This is a genomic window from Rhizobium sp. SG570 (genome assembly GCF_012275345.1).
Taxonomy (GTDB): domain Bacteria; phylum Pseudomonadota; class Alphaproteobacteria; order Rhizobiales; family Rhizobiaceae; genus Rhizobium; species Rhizobium lusitanum.
In genome coordinates this window covers 305,276-322,697 of record NZ_JAAZQI010000005.1, presented here as the reverse complement: position 1 = coordinate 322,697, position 17,422 = coordinate 305,276, and the positions used below count along the sequence as shown (strand labels likewise).

Annotated in this window: 17 protein-coding genes and 2 pseudogenes; 10 read left to right on the top strand and 9 right to left on the bottom strand. The window is 62.5% G+C overall.

Annotated features, from left to right (window positions below; translation table 11 throughout):
- Positions 1 to 67: 67 nt before the first annotated feature.
- Both FHT28_RS13390 and cueR read left to right on the top strand, forming a co-directional pair.
- Positions 68 to 2,572, top strand: a complete 2,505-nt coding sequence (locus tag FHT28_RS13390) for a heavy metal translocating P-type ATPase (RefSeq protein ID WP_168596489.1) — start codon at positions 68 to 70, stop codon at positions 2,570 to 2,572.
- 11 nt (positions 2,573 to 2,583) lie between these two features.
- Entirely contained in the window at positions 2,584 to 2,970 is a 387-nt protein-coding gene (gene cueR / locus FHT28_RS13385; RefSeq protein ID WP_037196031.1) for a Cu(I)-responsive transcriptional regulator, read from the top strand.
- A gap of 62 nt (positions 2,971 to 3,032) precedes the next feature.
- Here cueR and FHT28_RS13380 read toward each other — a convergent pair whose 3' ends face one another.
- Positions 3,033 to 4,223: an acetyl-CoA C-acyltransferase gene (locus FHT28_RS13380; RefSeq protein WP_168596488.1), complete on the bottom strand. Its 1,191-nt coding sequence runs from the start codon at positions 4,221 to 4,223 to the stop codon at positions 3,033 to 3,035.
- A gap of 188 nt (positions 4,224 to 4,411) precedes the next feature.
- On the opposite strand from FHT28_RS13380, the gene FHT28_RS13375 reads away from it, so the two are divergent.
- Together FHT28_RS13375 and FHT28_RS13370 are read left to right on the top strand one after the other, a co-directional pair.
- Positions 4,412 to 4,639 (top strand): type II toxin-antitoxin system VapB family antitoxin, encoded by a 228-nt coding sequence (locus FHT28_RS13375; RefSeq protein WP_037196027.1) that lies wholly within the window; start codon positions 4,412 to 4,414, stop codon positions 4,637 to 4,639.
- The gene (locus FHT28_RS13370) at positions 4,639 to 5,034 is read left to right on the top strand and encodes a type II toxin-antitoxin system VapC family toxin (RefSeq protein WP_168596487.1); all 396 of its coding nucleotides are present in this window, start codon (positions 4,639 to 4,641) and stop codon (positions 5,032 to 5,034) included. Before FHT28_RS13375 ends, FHT28_RS13370 begins: the two co-directional genes overlap by 1 nt.
- 22 nt (positions 5,035 to 5,056) lie before the next feature.
- Here FHT28_RS13370 and FHT28_RS13365 read toward each other — a convergent pair whose 3' ends face one another.
- From FHT28_RS13365 to FHT28_RS13355, 3 genes are all read right to left on the bottom strand, one after another.
- Positions 5,057 to 5,362: a hypothetical protein gene (locus tag FHT28_RS13365; RefSeq protein WP_047553839.1), complete on the bottom strand. Its 306-nt coding sequence runs from the start codon at positions 5,360 to 5,362 to the stop codon at positions 5,057 to 5,059.
- An 84-nt stretch (positions 5,363 to 5,446) separates the two neighbouring features.
- The gene (locus tag FHT28_RS13360) at positions 5,447 to 6,907 is read right to left on the bottom strand and encodes an MFS transporter (protein WP_168596486.1); all 1,461 of its coding nucleotides are present in this window, start codon (positions 6,905 to 6,907) and stop codon (positions 5,447 to 5,449) included.
- Between the two features lie 208 nt (positions 6,908 to 7,115).
- Complete coding sequence (locus FHT28_RS13355) at positions 7,116 to 7,778, bottom strand: sulfite oxidase-like oxidoreductase (protein WP_168596485.1); 663 nt, start codon at positions 7,776 to 7,778, stop codon at positions 7,116 to 7,118.
- A 137-nt stretch (positions 7,779 to 7,915) separates the two neighbouring features.
- Between FHT28_RS13355 and FHT28_RS13350 the strand changes: the two genes are divergently transcribed.
- Positions 7,916 to 8,269, top strand: a complete 354-nt coding sequence (locus FHT28_RS13350) for a hypothetical protein (protein WP_168596484.1) — start codon at positions 7,916 to 7,918, stop codon at positions 8,267 to 8,269.
- 57 nt (positions 8,270 to 8,326) lie between these two features.
- Here FHT28_RS13350 and FHT28_RS13345 read toward each other — a convergent pair whose 3' ends face one another.
- Genes FHT28_RS13345 through hutI form a run of 4 tightly spaced genes read right to left on the bottom strand, consistent with a single transcriptional unit; the run spans position 8,327 to position 13,374 of the window.
- Positions 8,327 to 8,896: a HutD family protein gene (locus FHT28_RS13345; protein WP_168596483.1), complete on the bottom strand. Its 570-nt coding sequence runs from the start codon at positions 8,894 to 8,896 to the stop codon at positions 8,327 to 8,329.
- 2 nt (positions 8,897 to 8,898) lie between these two features.
- On the bottom strand, positions 8,899 to 10,584 hold the full coding sequence (hutU, locus tag FHT28_RS13340) for a urocanate hydratase (RefSeq protein ID WP_047637723.1): 1,686 nt from the start codon (positions 10,582 to 10,584) through the stop codon (positions 8,899 to 8,901).
- Position 10,585: 1 nt separating this feature from the next.
- Positions 10,586 to 12,121, bottom strand: a complete 1,536-nt coding sequence (gene hutH / locus FHT28_RS13335) for a histidine ammonia-lyase (RefSeq protein WP_037196011.1) — start codon at positions 12,119 to 12,121, stop codon at positions 10,586 to 10,588.
- A complete protein-coding gene (hutI, locus tag FHT28_RS13330) occupies positions 12,118 to 13,374 on the bottom strand; it encodes an imidazolonepropionase (protein WP_037196187.1) in 1,257 nt (418 codons plus the stop codon). Before hutI ends, hutH begins: the two co-directional genes overlap by 4 nt.
- 101 nt (positions 13,375 to 13,475) lie before the next feature.
- Here hutI and FHT28_RS13325 point away from each other — a divergent pair, with 101 nt between their 5' ends.
- Both FHT28_RS13325 and hutC read left to right on the top strand, forming a co-directional pair.
- On the top strand, positions 13,476 to 14,819 hold the full coding sequence (locus FHT28_RS13325; protein ID WP_168596482.1) for a formimidoylglutamate deiminase: 1,344 nt from the start codon (positions 13,476 to 13,478) through the stop codon (positions 14,817 to 14,819).
- An 80-nt stretch (positions 14,820 to 14,899) separates the two neighbouring features.
- The gene (hutC, locus tag FHT28_RS13320; protein WP_168596525.1) at positions 14,900 to 15,619 is read left to right on the top strand and encodes a histidine utilization repressor; all 720 of its coding nucleotides are present in this window, start codon (positions 14,900 to 14,902) and stop codon (positions 15,617 to 15,619) included.
- 13 nt (positions 15,620 to 15,632) lie between these two features.
- On the opposite strand, the gene FHT28_RS13315 is transcribed toward hutC, so the two are convergent.
- Positions 15,633 to 15,788: a hypothetical protein gene (locus FHT28_RS13315; RefSeq protein WP_167669529.1), complete on the bottom strand. Its 156-nt coding sequence runs from the start codon at positions 15,786 to 15,788 to the stop codon at positions 15,633 to 15,635.
- A gap of 314 nt (positions 15,789 to 16,102) precedes the next feature.
- On the opposite strand from FHT28_RS13315, the gene FHT28_RS13310 reads away from it, so the two are divergent.
- From FHT28_RS13310 to FHT28_RS13300, 3 genes and pseudogenes are all read left to right on the top strand, one after another.
- Positions 16,103 to 16,717 (top strand): hypothetical protein, encoded by a 615-nt coding sequence (locus FHT28_RS13310; RefSeq protein ID WP_037196006.1) that lies wholly within the window; start codon positions 16,103 to 16,105, stop codon positions 16,715 to 16,717.
- 90 nt (positions 16,718 to 16,807) lie between these two features.
- A pseudogene (locus FHT28_RS13305) lies at positions 16,808 to 17,004 on the top strand (AbrB/MazE/SpoVT family DNA-binding domain-containing protein).
- A 1-nt stretch (position 17,005) separates the two neighbouring features.
- Positions 17,006 to 17,410, top strand: a pseudogene (locus FHT28_RS13300) (type II toxin-antitoxin system VapC family toxin).
- Positions 17,411 to 17,422 lie beyond the last annotated feature (12 nt).

Genomic DNA, 17,422 nt, shown 5'->3' with positions numbered 1-17,422 from the left:
TTGACCTTCCAGTGACAGGAAGGTTCATAAGCTATCCGACGCTCCCATCGGAGCAATGGAGTTTGATATGGCATTGCACGACGAACACGATCACAGCCATCACGGCCACGGTCATCATCACCACCACGACGGACAGCCGCAGGAGACGATCACCCGCGATCCCGTTTGCGGCATGACTGTGGATCCCGCCGGCAAGCCGTCGCTCGATTATCAGGGCCGCACCTTCCATTTCTGCTGCGACGGCTGCCGCAAGAAGTTCGAAGCCGCGCCGGAAAGCTATATCTCCGCCAAGGACCCGGTCTGCGGCATGACCGTCGACCGCGCCACCGCGCGTCATTTCCTGAAGCACGAAGGCGAGAAATTCTATTTCTGCTCCGCCGGCTGCAAGGGCAAATTCGAAGCCGATCCATCAGCCTATCTCGACGGCAACAAGCCCTCGCCGAAACCGGTACCGAGGGGCACGCTCTATACCTGCCCGATGCACCCCGAGGTCGTCAGCGACCATGCCGGCGATTGCCCGAAATGCGGCATGGCGCTGGAGCCCATGGGCGTGCCCTCGGCCGATGAAGGACCTAATCCGGAACTCGTCGATTTCACGCGCCGGCTCTGGATCAGCGCAGCCTTGTCGCTGCCGCTGCTGGTGATCAGCATGGGTCCGATGTTCGGCCTGCCCCTACGCGGCTGGATCGGCGAACCCACCGCCACATGGATCGAACTCGTGCTGGCAACGCCGGTTGTGCTCTGGGCGGCATTGCCCTTCTTCCGTCGCGCCTGGAATTCGCTCGTCAACTGCAGCCCGAATATGTGGACGCTGATCGGCCTCGGCGTCGGCACCGCCTATCTCTACAGCCTCGTCGCCACGCTCGCGCCCGGCCTGTTTCCCATGAGCTTTCATGGTCATGGCGAGGCCATACCCGTCTATTTCGAGGCCGCCTCGGTCATCATCGCGCTGGTCTTCGTCGGCCAGGTGCTGGAGCTGAAAGCGCGCGAACGCACGGGATCTGCCATTCGCGCCCTGCTCGATCTCGCGCCCAAGACGGCCCGACGCATCGGCGCCGACGGCAACGAAGTGGATGTGCCTGTCGACCAGATTGAGGCCGGCGACCGGCTGCGTGTTCGCCCCGGCGAGCGCGTGCCCGTGGACGGCTCGGTCGTCGAAGGACAATCCACCATCGATGAATCGATGATCACAGGCGAACCGCTGCCGGTCGAAAAGGCCAAGGGTGATGCATTGACCGGCGGCACGATCAACAGGAACGGTTCGCTGATTATGCTGGCCGAAAAGGTCGGTGCCGACACGACGCTGTCGCGCATCGTCGAGCTTGTCGCCAAGGCGCAGCGCTCGCGCGCCCCGATCCAGACGATGGTCGACCGCGTATCCGCGGTCTTCGTGCCCGCCGTGGTCGCGGCCGCCATCATCGCGTTTTCCGTCTGGGCCTTCGTCGGACCGGAGCCACGACTGGCGCATGCGCTGCTCGCCGCCGTCGCAGTGCTGATCATCGCCTGCCCCTGCGCGCTTGGACTGGCGACGCCGATGTCCATCATGATCGCCACCGGCCGCGGCGCACAGGAAGGCGTGCTGGTGCGCGACGCCGAGGCGCTGGAACGCTTTGCCAAGGTTGATACGCTGATCGTCGACAAGACCGGCACGCTGACGGAAGGCAAACCGAATCTCACCGACATCGTCACGGCTGACGGCATCGAGCAAGCTCATCTGTTGTCGCTCGCCGCCAGCCTCGAGCGCGGCTCCGAGCATCCGCTCGCCGAAGCGATCGTTGCGGGCGCCGAAGAGCGCGGAGCCAGCTTTGTCGAGGTCTCCGGCTTTTCGGCAACATCGGGCAAGGGCGTCGAAGGCCGTGCAGGCCATACCGCGATTGCGCTTGGCAACGCTGCCATGATGGCTGATCTCGCCATCTCGTTCGACGAATTGAAAGCCGAGACCGAGCGCCTGCGCGGCGAGGGCAAGACTGTCATGTTCGTCGCCATCGACAACAGGCTGGCGGGCCTCGTCGCCGTTGCCGACCGCATCAAGCCGACGACCGCGGCCGCGATCAAGGCACTGCATGAAAGCGGCTTGAAGATCGTCATGGCAACCGGCGACAACGGCCGCACGGCAGACGCTGTCGCCAAGCAGCTCGGCATCGACGAGGTCCGCGCCGACATGCTGCCGGAAGGCAAGAAGGCGCTGATCGATGAGCTGCGAACGAAGGGCCACATCGTCGCCATGGCCGGCGACGGCGTCAATGACGCGCCGGCGCTCGCCGCCGCCGATGTCGGTATCGCCATGGGCACAGGTGCGGATGTCGCCATGGAAAGCGCCGGCATCACGCTGGTGAAGGGCGATCTCAACGGCATCGTCCGGGCCCGGCGCTTGTCGGAAGCGACGATCCGCAACATCAGGCAAAACCTTGCCTTTGCCTTCGGCTATAATGCGCTCGGCGTGCCGCTGGCAGCCGGCGCGCTCTATCCGATCTTCGGTCTGCTTCTGTCCCCGATGATCGCGGCGGCCGCCATGAGCCTGTCGTCGGTCTCGGTCATCGCCAACGCGCTCAGGCTGCGGCTGGCAAGATAGGGAGAACTTATATGAACATCGGCGAAGCATCCGACCGCTCCGGCCTGCCGGCGAAGACGATCCGCTATTATGAGGATATCGGCCTCATCCGTCCCGACCGCAGCGACAACGGCTATCGCGACTATCGCGCCGGCGACGTGCATAAGCTCCGCTTCCTGCATCGCTCGCGCAGCCTCGGTTTCTCGGTCGAGGAATGCCGGCAGTTGCTGGCGCTCTACGAGGACAAGAGCCGCGCCAGCGCCGACGTCAAGGACATCGCCACCGCGAAGCTCACAGAGATCGACCGCAAGATCCGCGAACTGACGGAACTGCGCCGCACGCTGGAACATCTGGTCCACGCCTGTCACGGCAACGAACGGCCGGATTGCCCGATTTTGGAGGAGCTGTCGGAGGGGTGAGATTATTGTGGCGGCAGGTCAGGCGAATGCGTCGATGCCGAAACAACGATGTGCCTGGCCACTCACCCAACCCGCTCAACCGCAATTGCCGTCGCCTCGCCGCCGCCGATGCAGAGTGCGGCGATGCCGCGCGTCGCGCCCCGGCGTTCGAGGGCGTGCAGCAGGGTCACGATCAGCCGCGCGCCGGTGGCGCCGATGGGGTGGCCGAGGGCGCAGGCGCCGCCATTGACGTTGAGGCGGTCTCGAGCAATGCCAAGATCCTTGGCCGCGGCCATCGCGACCACGGCAAAAGCCTCGTTGATCTCGAAGAGATCGACATCGCCGACCTTCCAGCCGGTCTTATCGAGCACCTTGCGGATGGCGGGGATCGGCGCGGTGGTGTACCAGGCCGGCTCCTGGCTATGGGTGGCATGCGCCTTGATTTCCGCGAGGATCGGCAGCCCCTCGCGCTCGGCAACCGAGCGACGCGTCAGGATCAGCGCAGCCGCGCCATCGGCGTTGGCCGAGGCGCTGGCCGCCGTGATGGTCCCGTCCTTGCGGAAAGCGGGCTTCAGTGTCGGGATCTTTTCCGGCGAGACCTTCTGCGGATGTTCGTCCTTGGCGGTCGTCACCGGCCCGCCCTTTGCCGCGACCGAAACCGGGGTGATCTCGGCCGTGAAGGCGCCGTTCTCGCTTGCGGCGCGGGCGCGCGACAGCGTTTCGACTGCATAAGCATCCTGATCGTCGCGGCTGAACTGATAGGCCTCCACTGCCATTTCGCCGAAGTCGCCCATGGAGCGGCCCTTCTCATAGGCATCCTCCAGCCCGTCGAGCATCATATGATCGAAGATGCGGTCATGACCCATGCGGTAACCGCCACGTGCTTTCGCCAGCAGATAGGGCGCATTCGACATCGATTCCATGCCGCCGGCGACCGCGATCGAGGCCGAACCGGCGAGGATCAGATCATGTGCCAGCATGGTCGCCTTCATGCCGGAGCCGCAGACCTTGTTGATCGTCGTGGCGCCTACCGCATCCGGCAAGCCGGCGCCGCGTGCCGCCTGTCGGGCCGGAGCCTGCCCCTGCCCTGCCGGCAGCACGCAGCCGAACAGAACTTCATCCACCCTGTCAGCCGACAATCCGGCACGCTCCAGTGCCGAGCGGATGACGTGCGCACCGAGCTCGGTCGCCTGCAAGGACGACAACTCTCCCTGAAAACGACCAAGCGGCGTGCGCGTGGCCGAAACGATGACAACGGGATCAATAGCGGGCATGACATCTCCTCACGGTCAGAAAACGATGTGCTTTAACTCATTGCTAGCACGTTAGATGATGTTCGTCATCTAAAAATCGCGAAAATATCACCCGCCAAAATCGCCTCGACGCTGATGGCATAAAGGCGCGATTGCCCTCGTTGGAGACATATCCTATGGATATCCCAGCATAGCGAAATGGATATCTCATGCCACTTTACATCAAGGACGACACAATCGACCGGCTGGCTCGGCGCTACCAAGCGCTGACGAAAGCGTCGACCAAGACCGAAGCCGTGAGGCTCGCACTGCAGAAGGCGCTGGATGAGGAGTTGACCAAACCCGTCCTTGCCGATGTCGCCGTCGCCTTCTGCCGCAACCTCAAGCGAAAGGCGACAGCCAAAGCCGAGGGCGATCATACGACGGGAGAAGCCTGATGTTTATCGACGCTTCGGTATTGTCGGCAATGATGACTGACGAGGAAGAGGCGCGGGCTTTTGCCATCCGCATGCAGCCGGCAACGGCGCGGATGACCTCACCGCTTGCGGCAGCGCGGGCGGCAATCGAGATCTCCACCATCCTGGGGCTCTCGCCAACCGAGTCTGCGGAAGCGGTGCGCGCGTTCCTGCAGCTCATGAACATCCAGATTCTCGCCGTTCCGCCCCGTGTCGCCTTTCTGGCGGCAGAGGCATATGAGCGCTACGGCGAGGGCGGCCGCGCGGGGCGCCTTAGCCTCGACGATTGCATGACCTATGCCTGCGCCCACTATTATCGCCAGCCGCTATTGTCGAAAAGCGGCCGGTTCAATCAAACCGATATCGAAATGGCCTGAGCCACCCGATGCGATGCTGCCGTCAAGGGCAAAGCGAGGCCGAGCCTGAGGAATAGGTGTTCGAGCGCGCGCCGACCGAGTTCGGTGCGGCAGCGCATTGCAGTCGGGAAATCGAATCGCCGGCGCGGATCGGGCCGGTCACCGACGGGTCGGTGTTGATCGTGCCGTCTGGAAGGATAGCGTCCTTCGAGTGGTCGACATTGCCGACGTCGGTCTGAAGCGCCTCGACCTTGAGGTTCTTGGGGTGATGCTTATGCACCTGTTCCGCCATCGCGCCGCTGGACATGCCAATGACGAGGGCCGAGATAGCGAGAGTTTTGAGCAGCATGAGACTGCCTCCTGTGGGGGGGTTAAAGCTCCATTTATATGGGAACTCGTTAACCGATTTACAGCGGCTTGTATCTCAATATCGTTAAGAGTTTGAAGGTTTTGACGACGTGTTGATTTTGTGCCGCGACACCTCCGCGCCGGCATCGTGCGGCAGGCTGATGAAACGCAGCGAAGAGACGGCGCCGATCAAGGCGACGACGAGGAAAGCCCAGCGAAAATCGACAGGAGAGAGCGTGGCGCCACCATGAATGGTGCGCGAGAGATTGAGAACAGCCGCGGCAACGGCAACGCCGAGCAGCAGCGAAACCTGCTGCAGCATGCTTGACAGGGTCGAGGCGGAACTGCGCTGGGAAGCATGGATATCGGCAAAGCCGAGCGTATTCAGCGCGGTGAAATTCATCGATCGTGACAGGCCGGCCGCCAGCAGCAGACAATAGATCAGCCAGTTCGACGTCGATGGCGACAGAAATGCGAAACCGCCGATGCATAGGGACGAGATCAGACCGTTGACCACGAGCACATTGCGGAAGCCGAAGGCTCGCAGCATCTGTGTCGTGATCGCCTTCATGCCGAGATTGCCGGCAAAATAGAACAGGAGATAAGTGCCGGCGTTGATCGCGGTCTGGCCGAAGCCCACCTGGAAGAGCAGCGGCAGCAGGAAGGGCGTGGCGTTGATCGCCACCCGGCTCGCCGTACCGGCCGACAGCGTCGACATGGCGAAAGTCTGGACCTTGAAGGCGGAGAGATCGAGCAGGGGTGCATCGACCCGCATGAAATGCCGGGTAGCGATGACGGAAAACACCACGCCGGCGGCGATCAGCCCGACGCTGGCCACGAGAGCGGTCGTGCCCTGGACGACGAATTCGAGACCGGCGAGCAGGAAGGTCAATCCCGCTGCCGACTGCAGGAAGCCGATGAAATCGAGCGGCGCAACCCTCTCCTCGCGCTGATCCGGCACGAAGCGCAACACGAGGCCGAAGCCGATGATGCCGATCGGAATATTGATCAGAAAGTTCCAGTGCCAGCTCAGATAGGTAGTGATGAAGCTGCCGAGCACCGGACCGATGACGGGCGCCGTCAGCGCCGGCCAGGTGATCATCGACATCGCATGCACGAGATCCGATTTGCGCGCATTTTTGAGCACGATGATGCGTCCCACAGGCGTCATCAGCGCGCTGCCGATACCTTGAACGGCGCGGGCAATGACGAACTCGGCGAGGTTGCCGGAAAGGGCGCAAAACAGCGATGCCACGGTGAAGATGGTGATCGATGCCAGAAACACCCGCCGCGCGCCGTAGCGGTCGCCCGCCCAGCCCGCAAGCGGCACGAAGGCCGCCATGGTGAGCAGATAGACCGTGATGCCGATGCTCATCGACACCGGCTCGACGCAGAATGTGCTCGCCATCTGCGGCAGCGACGTCGTGACGATGGTGCCGTCGAGGATCTGCATGAAGAAGGCGACGGCGACGACGAAGGCGATAATGCGGGATTGCCGGCCGAAACTGGTCTCGGAAGGATGCTCTGTGGTCCGGACAACGGTCATGGCATGGAATTTCAAAGAATGGGGTTCAGGGCGTGGTCGGACTCCGCCGACGGCAATCATACGATCATTGAATACGCCCATCATTGCCGCTTGCAAAGCCGCAAACCCATGCGGGAGCCATCAAAAATTGACACGGTGACATAAGAAACCGCGATCTCTGCCGGATTTGCTTCGGCGGCACCCTCTGCCCTCCAACATCGAGCAGGCTTCAATCGTTGGAATAACGCTGCTCACGCCAGGGATCGCCGTACATGTGATAGCCATTCTTCTCCCAGAAGCCGGCCCTGTCGGTGCCGATGAACTCGATGCGGCTCAGCCACTTGGCGCTTTTCCAGAAATAGAGATGCGGCACCACGAGACGCATCGGCCCACCGTGCTCGCGCGTCAGCGGCTGGCCTTCCCAGGCGGTGGCGAGAATGGCATCCTCGGCGGCAAAATCCGACAGCGGCAGGTTCGTCGTATAGCCGTCATAGCTGGTCAGCAACACATGATGCGCCTCGGCCGTCGGCATGGCGAGATCGAGCAGATCGCGAGTCGCCACTCCCTCCCAGCGATTGTCGTAGCGCGACCAGGTCGTCACGCAATGAATGTCGCTGATGCGGGTGCTCTGTTCGATCGCCTGGAAGGCGGTCCAATCAAGGCTGAGCCGCTTTTCCACGAAACCGAACACATCGAGCCGCCAGCTCGACAGCGAAACCTGCGGCTGCTGCCCGAGATCGAGCACCGGCCAGTTCTTGACGAGATGCTGACCCGGCGGCAACCGCTCGGTCTCAGGCCGGCTGATGCGCCCGGTCAGAAACTTGCCCTCCGCCGCCCAGCGGCGCTTGGAGGTTGTGAGCTTGCTATCGGCGGGGATCTGATCGTCGCTCATCGGGGTACCCTCTCTGCTGCGCGGAAATAGGATAGCTGCGCCAAGTGGGTGTCAAGTCGCGATGCGCCAATCAATCGGCTGATGACATCTCGGCGAGCACAATGCTATGGCTCGGCAAACATGATGAGGGGGTAAGCTTGAATACCGATATCACATCCGTCCGCGAAATCGGTACTCGAGATCCAGCTTCAGAATCATCCGGTTTCATTCCTTGGGAGTACATGGATGGCGTGATCTTCGCCACCATGGATCCAAGAACGGCGAAGGCGGCTACCATATTCGTCAACTTGGAAAGCAAGACCAGCCTGAGCGAAGGCCTAGTCGCAAAAATCTGGAAGAGATCAAAGCGCCCGCGGCCGGTTTTGATCAGACGCGGCCAGTTCGATACACAGTTCAGGGAAATTGCGGTTGCCGTCGATCTATACTACCGCGCGTATAAGACAAGGGCGAGGAATGCCGAAAACGGCTCCCCGCAACGCATGCCGGCGTAGATTACTACGATCTCGATCAGAAAAATCGAGCCCATCACTTCGGTTGGCTGTCTTTGCCTACGGGTGCCCATTGGGCTGAATTTCGATCTGGAACAGCTCCGCTTTTCCGGAAACGTTTATTTCCTGCCCACCTGCTTCCAGAAGCAGGCAATCCAATGCCGAAAGCGAAAGCCTGGCGGCTTCGGCGTGGCCACGATGGCAAAGGATAAGGCTCACCCCACCGCAGGGGGCAAGCTTGATAGTCCCCTCAACCGAAATGCGCCGCACCGAATGCGTGAAGCGTCCCCGCCGCGTCATCACGTTGAGATCGGTGATCGTCCCGTCGATCAAAGTCGCGGAAGTCGGCGCATCCGCCGCGAAGGATAGCGGATCGCTTGCCTGCGTCAGACGCTCCGGTTCGCGGCCCTCGATGAAGAGGGTCATTCCCTCTCCCTCGAGAATGGATAGCGTGCGATCGATACCGGGAAAGACCGAAAACGGCCCATCCGTGGCAACCGTCGCCATGCTGACGCGCCAGTCGAAGTCGGCAAGCCCGACGCCGTCGGGCGAAACGGCGATTTCCACCGTTTCTCCGCCGCCGTTCTTCCAGGGCATGCGCTTGTGGTCACTGGCGCGCAGCAGCTTCATCTTCAGTTCCCCAGGATGGCCGGCAGGCGCAGGCCCTGCTCCTTGGCGCAATCGATGGCGATGTCGTAGCCGGCATCGGCATGACGCATGACGCCGGTCGCCGGGTCGTTCCAGAGGACGCGCTCCAGACGGCGGGCGGCATCATCCGTGCCGTCGGCGCAGATGACCATGCCGGAGTGCTGGGAAAAGCCCATGCCAACGCCGCCGCCATGGTGCAGCGACACCCAGGTGGCGCCGGAAGCAGTGTTGAGCAGCGCGTTCAAGAGCGGCCAGTCGGAAACGGCATCCGAGCCGTCCTTCATCGCTTCCGTCTCGCGGTTCGGCGAGGCGACGGAGCCGGAATCCAGATGGTCGCGGCCGATGACGACGGGCGCCTTCAGCTCGCCGTTCCTGACCATTTCGTTGAAGGCAAGGCCGAGGCGGTGACGATCGCCGAGGCCGACCCAGCAGATGCGCGCCGGCAGGCCTTGGAAGGCGATGCGCTCGCGCGCCATGTCCAGCCAGTTATGCAGGTGGGTGTTGCCGGGAGTGAGTTCCTTCACCTTGGCATCGGTCTTGTAGATATCTTCCGGATCGCCGGACAGGGCAGCCCAGCGGAACGGACCGATGCCGCGGCAAAAGAGCGGGCGGATATAGGCGGGCACGAAGCCGGGGAAGGCAAAGGCGTTTTCGAGGCCCTCATCCTGCGCGACCTGGCGGATATTGTTGCCGTAATCGAGCGTCGGCACGCCGGCATCCCAGAAGGCGACCATGGCCTCGACATGAACCTTCATCGAGGCGCGGGCGGCAGCTTCAACGGCCTTCGGGTCGCTCTCGCGCTTCGCCTTGGCTTCGGCCACGGTCCAGCCGAGCGGCAGATAGCCGTTCAACGGGTCGTGGGCCGAGGTCTGGTCGGTGACGATGTCGGGACGCGGACCGCCGGCCTTCATGCGCTTCACCAACTCGGGGAAGATTTCGGCGGCGTTGCCGAGCAGGCCGACGGACTTGGCTTCGCCGGCCTTCGTCCACTTGTCGATCATGGCAAGCGCTTCATCCAGCGTCTTTGCCTTTTCATCGACATAGCGGGTGCGTAGGCGGAAATCGATGCGGGTTTCGTCGCTCTCGACGGCGATGCAGCAGGCACCGGCCATGACGGCCGCCAGCGGCTGCGCGCCGCCCATGCCGCCGAGACCGCCGGTCAGGATCCACTTGCCCTTGAGGTTGCCGTTATAATGCTGGCGGCCTGCCTCGACGAAGGTCTCGTAGGTGCCCTGCACGATGCCCTGCGTGCCGATATAGATCCACGAGCCGGCCGTCATCTGGCCGTACATGGCAAGGCCCTTCTTATCCAGCTCGTTGAAGTGATCCCAGGTCGCCCAGTGCGGCACGAGATTGGAATTGGCGATCAGCACGCGCGGCGCATCCTTGTGGGTGCGAAACACGCCGACCGGCTTGCCGGATTGCACCAGCAGCGTCTCTTCCTCGGTCAGCGTCTTCAGCGTCGCGGCGATGCGGTCGAAATCGTCCCAGGTGCGGGCGGCGCGGCCGATGCCGCCATAAACGACCAGTTCGTTCGGATTTTCGGCCACGTCCGGATCGAGGTTGTTCATCAGCATGCGCAGCGGCGCTTCGGTCATCCAGCTCTTGGCGTTGAGCTCCGGGCCGCGAGGGGAGCGGATTTCGCGGATATTATGGCGTGGGTTTGTCATGTCACATCTCCAAGGAGGGCAGGATGTCGGTTGAAATCGAGGCATTGAGCGCGCCTGAAGCGATGAGGTCGCTGGCGGCCTTGAGGTCGTTTGCCATGTAGCGGTCTTCTTCGAGCGATGGCACGACGGTGCGGATCGCTGAGATGGCAAGGGTCAGTTCCGGGCTGGTCGCCAGCGGCGCGCGCAGCTCGACACCCTGGGCGGCGGTCAGCGCTTCGATGCCGATGATGCCGAAGAGATTGTCAGTCATGCCAAGCAGGCGGCGCGCACCGTGGCAGGCCATGGACACATGGTCTTCCTGGTTGGCGGAGGTCGGCGTCGAATCGACCGAAGCCGGATGCGACATCTGCTTGTTTTCCGACATCAGCGCCGCCGAGGTCACCTCGGCGATCATCAGGCCGGAATTCAGGCCCGGCTTCTTGGCGAGAAACGCCGGCAGGCCGTAGCTGAGCGCGGGGTCGACGAGCAGCGCGATACGGCGCTGCGCGATCGCGCCGATTTCGCAGACGGCAAGAGCGATCTGGTCGGCGGCGAAGGCGACCGGCTCGGCATGGAAATTACCGCCGGAGACGACGGAATTATCAGACAGCACAAGCGGATTGTCGGTGACTGCATTGGCTTCGATTTCGAGCGTGCGTCCCACAGAGCGCAGGAGATCGAGGCAGGCGCCGTCGACCTGCGGCTGGCAGCGGATGCAATAGGGATCCTGCACGCGCTCGTCGCCCTCGATATGGCTCTCGCGGATCACCGAGCCGGCCAGCAACCCGCGAAGGGCGGCGGCGGTATCGATCTGGCCCTTGTGGCCACGCAGCGTATGGATATCGGGGTGGAACGGTGCGGAGGAGCCCATGGCCGCATCCGTCGACATGGCGCCGGTGATGAGGGCCGCCTGGGCGGCGCGATGGGCACGGAAGAGACCGGCAAGCGCCAACGCGGTCGAAACCTGCGTGCCGTTGATCAGCGCCAGCCCTTCCTTGGCGGCGAGCACGACCGGCTTCAAGCCTGCCTTTTCGAGTGCCGCAGCACCGGAAAGGCGCTCTCCGGCATAAAAGGCTTCGCCATGGCCCATCATCACGGCGGTCATATGCGCGAGCGGAGCAAGATCGCCCGATGCACCGACCGAACCCTTTTCCGGAATGACGGGCACGACACCCTTGTCGAGCATGGCCTCGATCAGCCGTACCAGCTCCAGCCGCACGCCCGAGGCGCCGCGCCCGAGCGAAACCAGCTTCAGCGACATGATGAGACGGACGACATTGTCAGGCAGCGGCTGACCGACGCCGCAGCAATGGGAGAGGATGAGATTGCGCTGAAGCGTGGCGACATCGGCGCTGTCGATCTTGATCGATGCCAGTTTGCCGAAGCCGGTGTTGATGCCATAGACAGGCGCATTGCCGGCGGCAATCTCGGCGATCCGGGCGGCGGCCTTGGCGATGCCCGCATCGAAGGAGGCATCGAGCTTAGCCGGCTCACCGGTCCAATAGATCGTCGCCAGTTGCTGCAGCGAAACGGAGCCGGGATGGAGAACGACAGTCATCGGTTGAACCTTTTTCCCTTGAAGACATGAGCATGGAGCGGATTGAAGCCGATGCGATAGACCAGCTCCGCAAGGCTTTCGACGTCCCAGATAGCAAAATCGGCCGACTTGCCGGCTTCGAGCGTCCCCGTCTCGGACAGCAGGCCAAGGGCACGCGCGCCTTCGCGGGTGGCGCCAGCGATGCATTCCTCGACCGTCAGGCGGAAAAGTGTGGCAGCCATGTTCATGGTCAGAAGTAACGACGTCAGGGGCGACGTACCTGGATTGGAGTCCGTGGCGATAGCGATCGAAACGCCCGCCTCGCGCAGAGCCTTGACCGGCGGCTTCTGCTTCTCGTTGATGGCATAGAAGGCGCCCGGCAGGAGCACGGCAACCGTTCCCGCCGCCGCCATGGCCTTGACGCCGTCCTCGTCGAGATATTCGACATGATCAGCGGAAAGTGCGCCATAGGAGGCCGCAAGCTTGGCGCCGCCGAGATTGGAAAGCTGTTCCGCATGCAGCTTCACCGGAATGCCGAGCGACCGGGCAAGATCGAAAACGCGAGCAATTTCCGCCGTCGAGAAGGCAATCCCTTCGCAGAAGCCGTCGACGGCATCGACGAGACCCTCTGCATGCGCCTGCCTCAATCCGGGCAGCACGACATCGTCGATATAGTCGCCGTTACGGCCTTTGTACTCCGCCGGCGTCGCATGCGCGCCGAGATAGGAAGTGACGACCCGGACCGGGCGAACTTCTTCGAGCCGGCGAGCGGCCCGCAGCATCTTCAATTCGGATGGGATATTGAGACCGTAGCCGGACTTCACCTCGATCGTGGTGACGCCTTCGGCCAGCAGCGTATCGAGCCGCGGCAGCGCGACGGCAACAAGCTCATCCACCGACAGCGCGCGCGTAGCGTTGACGGAGGAGACGATGCCACCGCCGGCGCGGGCGATCTCCTCGTAGCTAGCACCCTCCAGCCGCATCTCGAATTCGCGGGCGCGATTGCCGCCATAGACGATATGCGTGTGGCAATCTACCAGACCGGGCGTGACCCAGCGCCCCTCGAGATCGATAGCATCAGCGTTGGAGACATCGGGCAGATCGGCTTCGCTGCCGGCAAAAACGATGCGGCCATCCTTCGTCAGGATCGCACCCTTCTCGACCGTACCAAGCCGAGCCGAGCCCTCTTTCAAGGTCGCCAAACGGGCATTGCGCCAGACGCGGATTGCGCCGTCGCTTGCCGTGCTATCTTCGGAAAAATTGTTCCCACGCATCAGCTTTACGCCTTTCATCGTTGGCTCATAATGTATATACATATTAAAAAGGCTGACAAGAGGGATTTTGGACTCCAAGTCCGAAAGGAAAGGGTGAGACCATGACGACACTTCACGCACGCTCGGCATTGCTTGGCGACGGATGGCACGAAAATGTGCGGCTGACCCTCGAAGGCGGCCGCATTGCCGATATCGCCGTTGATGTCGCGCCCGAAGGCGGCGACAACAGGCAGGATATTCTCGTGCCGGCGGTGCCGAATCTGCACAGCCACGCCTTCCAGCGCGCCATGGCCGGCCTTGCCGAAGTCCGCGGCCCGGCAAATGACAGCTTCTGGAGCTGGCGCACCGTCATGTATAAATTCGCGCTGTCGATGACCCCCGATCATGTCGAGGCCGTTGCCGCGCAGCTCTATATGGAGATGCTCGAAGCGGGCTTCTCCCGCGTCGGCGAATTCCATTACCTGCACCATGACAAGGACGGCAGCCCCTATGCCAATATCGCCGAACTGGCGGAGCGCATCGGCGCGGCCAGCGCCGAAACCGGCATCGCGCTGACGCTGCTCCCCGTCTTTTATGCCCATTCCGGCTTCGGCGGCGCGGCCCCCATCGACGGCCAGCGCCGCTTCATCAATTCGCTCGAAAGCTTCGAGGCGCTGATGGCCGGCTGCCGCTCGGTAACAAGCCGCCTGCCCGGCGCCGAACTTGGGATCGCACCGCACAGCCTGAGGGCCGTGACGCCGGAAGAACTTGTAAAGCTCGTGCCGATGGCCGGTGACGGGCCAATCCATATCCACGTCGCCGAACAAGTGAAGGAAGTCGAGGATTGCGTTGCCTGGTCCGGCGCGCGGCCGGTGGAATGGCTGCTCGACAATGCTCCGGTCAATGACCGTTGGTGCCTGATCCACGCCACCCATATGACCGAGAATGAAACCCGGCGGATGGCGAAGAGCGGCGCGATCGCCGGCCTCTGCCCCATCACCGAGGCCAATCTCGGCGATGGCGCATTCGCCGCCCCTCTCTTCCTGGGGGAAGGCGGCCGTTATGGCATCGGCTCGGATTCCAACATCCTGATCTCCGTTCCGGAAGAACTGCGGCAACTGGAATATTCGCAGCGACTGGCACTGCGCGCCCGCAACGTCATCGCCTCAACAGGCGGCTCGACGGCGCGGATGTTGTTCGATGGCGCGCTGGCAGGCGGCGGCGCAGCCCTGAAAGCGGCGGCTGGGCTTGCCGTCGGCAACTACGCCGACATGGTTTCCCTCGATGCCAGCGCCGTGCCGTATCTGTCCGGCGACCGCGTTCTCGATCACTGGACATTTGCCGGTGGTGTCACGGTCGACTGCGTCTGGGTTTTGGGCCGCAAGCAGGTCGAAGGCGGTCGCCACATCAAGAGAGAGACGATCTCTGCACGGTTCCGGCAGGCAATGGCCGAGCTGATCGGTTGAGAAACCACTTTTCCTCCCGCCGATTGGCCCTTAAATAATTCACGGGAATTCCCATGTCTTACACGGAGATGGCAGGCGGCATGACCACGGGTAAAGAGGCGACCCTGCATCAGCGTATCCTGAACGATATCGAGGGCCAGATCGTCTCGGGCGCCTGGCCGCCGGGTCATCGCATCCCATTCGAGCTGGCCTTGGCGGAGCAATATGATTGCTCGCGCATGACCGTGAACAAGGCGCTGACCCAGCTTGCCCGTGCCGGCCTGATCGAGCGGAGAAAGCGCTCGGGCAGTTTCGTCACCCATCCGCTGGCGCAATCGGCCGTGCTGGAAATCCACGACATCAAATCGGAAGTCCAATCGCTCAACCTGCCCTATTCGCACAAACTCGTGAAACGCACCGAGCGGCGCGACCGGTCGGAGGACGCGCGGCGGCTGCAGTTTGCAGGCTCCGTCCCGGTGCTCGAAATCAGCTGCATTCACTATGCCGGCCCGCGACCCTTCTGCCTGGAAGATCGTGTCATCAACCTGGATGCCGTGCCGGAGGCGGCCAAAGCCGACTTCGCGACCTTGCCACCGGGCCCCTGGTTGCTGAACCAAGTGCCATGGAGCACCGCCGAACACCAAATCCGTGCCATATCCGCCGAGGGCGAGGCCGCCGCGAGCCTTGACGTTCCCAAGGGGACCGCCTGTCTTGTCGTCGAACGGCGCACATGGAGTTCCACCGGCCCGATAACCCATGTCCGCCTTACCTATCCCGGCGATCGTCACAGCCTGGTAGCGCGCTTTACCCCGTCGAGCTGACCGACACCGCCCGCTATGGCCGCTGCTGCGTAGGCTCGGTCTGCATGGGTATGAGGCTGTCGGATTGGCGCAGCGGCTGAGCGGGATCGACCAGCAGGATGCTGAGCGCAATCAACACCAGCGCCAGAATCAGAATGATACCGATCAGAAGTGGACGAATCGCGGTCATATCGGTTCTCCAACCTCCCCAGCCCAGCGCAACGGCGCGACAGGGATTTCGAGACAACCACCCCAGTCTAACGTCAAACGTTAAGCAAAGTTTGATGTTTCCGCACTTATTCCGGTTTTTCCAATCAATTCTCGGGCGGAACATAGCCCTCATCTCACGCTTGTTTGAATGGCGAACGGCAGAGCCGGCGCATAGGATCGTTGTGTCGATGGCCCCGCCCACCAATCCCCGCAAGGATATCCCACTGGCCGGCTCAGCATCGCATCAAACACGACCGGCTCACCGCTCGGCCGATATCTCAAGGAGACACTGCCATGCATCGCAAACGCCTGATCACGGGTGCGCTGACGCTCACCGTCGCAATGTTCGCCGCGCTGCAAAGCGTTGATGCCGCCGAACGCGTCAGGGTACGCGGCACCGTCGAAAGCCTCAATGGCGACACGCTCAAGGTCAAATCCCGTGACGGCAATGACGTGACGGTTGCGCTGAAATCCGGCTGGAACGTCAGCGGCGTCGTCCAGGCAGCCGTCGATGACATCAAGCCGGGCGATTTCGTCGGCATCGCTTCGCAGCCGACTGACAGCGGCATCAACGGCGCCATAGAAGTCGTCATCTTCCCGGCGGCGTTGAAGGGAACGGGAGAGGGCGATCGCCCCTGGGATTCAAAGCCGAACAGCTCCATGACCAATGCGACGGTCGCCAATGCCGTGACCTCGGTGAATGGCCCGACATTGACGCTCACCTACAAGGGCGGACAGCGCAAGATCAACATTCCCAAAGGCACGCCCGTCGTGACGCTGGCAACCGCCACGAAAGCGGATCTGAAGCCCGGTGCCGGTGTTTTCATCACCGGAGAGCAAACTGACGCTACGACCGTATCAGCCGACCGCGTCGCCGTCGGCCTCAACGGCACCGTGCCGCCGATGTGATCGTCAGGCGAACCGGCACACTGCGCGATTGCCTTGAACTCGGCCTCCAAAAGTAAGACCTCTGCTTCAGAGGTCATTACCAAGGCGCGCATGAGCACGACCGTAACAGCAAAGGGACAGGTCACGATTCCCAAGGCCGTTCGCGACATGCTGGGAATCGGACCTGGCAGCCAGGTCGATTTTCGCCGGCCGGCAAGCAAGTCAGCCGGTTTGCCAAGTTTCGCGGGCATTCCGGAAAGGGCATGAGCACCGACGAGATCATGGCATTGACGCGCGGCGATGGCTGACGTGATCCTTGTCGATTCCAACGTCCTCCTGGATATCATCACGAATGATCCGGTGTGGTTTGATTGGTCGTTGGCGCAGCTTGATGGCGCAAGCCTTCTCGGCCCTCTTTGCATCAACGATGTCGTCTATGCCGAGATCTCGGTTCGCTAGGATAGAATAGAAGATCTCGACGCCATGCTCGCGGAAACCGGCATCGAGATCATGCCCATCCCGCGGGCAGCGCTCTTCCTCGCAGCCAAGGTTTTCACCCAATATCGCAAACCGGGCGGGACACGCGGCGGTGTCCCGCCCGATTTTTTCATTGGTGCTCATGCGGCCGTTAGCGGCCTGTCCCTGCTGACCCGCGACACGAAGCGCTTCCAGACTTATTTCAAGTCACTCACGCTCATCAGTCCAACGGCCTAAGCGCGGAGCAGG

Excerpts from the sequence above, each read along its gene's own strand:
- FHT28_RS13380 (WP_168596488.1), bottom strand. The coding sequence starts at position 4,223 with ATGCCCGCTATTGATCCCGTTGTCATCGTTTCGGCCACGCGCACGCCG.
- FHT28_RS13375 (WP_037196027.1), top strand. The coding sequence starts at position 4,412 with ATGCCACTTTACATCAAGGACGACACAATCGACCGGCTGGCTCGGCGC.
- FHT28_RS13345 (WP_168596483.1), bottom strand. The coding sequence starts at position 8,896 with ATGAAGCTGCTGCGCGCCAGTGACCACAAGCGCATGCCCTGGAAGAAC.
- hutI (WP_037196187.1), bottom strand. The coding sequence starts at position 13,374 with ATGCGTGGGAACAATTTTTCCGAAGATAGCACGGCAAGCGACGGCGCA.
- FHT28_RS13325 (WP_168596482.1), top strand. The coding sequence starts at position 13,476 with ATGACGACACTTCACGCACGCTCGGCATTGCTTGGCGACGGATGGCAC.
- hutC (WP_168596525.1), top strand. The coding sequence starts at position 14,900 with ATGACCACGGGTAAAGAGGCGACCCTGCATCAGCGTATCCTGAACGAT.
- FHT28_RS13390 (WP_168596489.1), top strand. The coding sequence starts at position 68 with ATGGCATTGCACGACGAACACGATCACAGCCATCACGGCCACGGTCAT.
- FHT28_RS13315 (WP_167669529.1), bottom strand. The coding sequence starts at position 15,788 with ATGACCGCGATTCGTCCACTTCTGATCGGTATCATTCTGATTCTGGCG.
- hutU (WP_047637723.1), bottom strand. The coding sequence starts at position 10,584 with ATGACAAACCCACGCCATAATATCCGCGAAATCCGCTCCCCTCGCGGC.
- FHT28_RS13355 (WP_168596485.1), bottom strand. The coding sequence starts at position 7,778 with ATGAGCGACGATCAGATCCCCGCCGATAGCAAGCTCACAACCTCCAAG.
- cueR (WP_037196031.1), top strand. The coding sequence starts at position 2,584 with ATGAACATCGGCGAAGCATCCGACCGCTCCGGCCTGCCGGCGAAGACG.
- FHT28_RS13370 (WP_168596487.1), top strand. The coding sequence starts at position 4,639 with ATGTTTATCGACGCTTCGGTATTGTCGGCAATGATGACTGACGAGGAA.
- FHT28_RS13360 (WP_168596486.1), bottom strand. The coding sequence starts at position 6,907 with ATGACCGTTGTCCGGACCACAGAGCATCCTTCCGAGACCAGTTTCGGC.
- FHT28_RS13365 (WP_047553839.1), bottom strand. The coding sequence starts at position 5,362 with ATGCTGCTCAAAACTCTCGCTATCTCGGCCCTCGTCATTGGCATGTCC.
- hutH (WP_037196011.1), bottom strand. The coding sequence starts at position 12,121 with ATGACTGTCGTTCTCCATCCCGGCTCCGTTTCGCTGCAGCAACTGGCG.
- FHT28_RS13310 (WP_037196006.1), top strand. The coding sequence starts at position 16,103 with ATGCATCGCAAACGCCTGATCACGGGTGCGCTGACGCTCACCGTCGCA.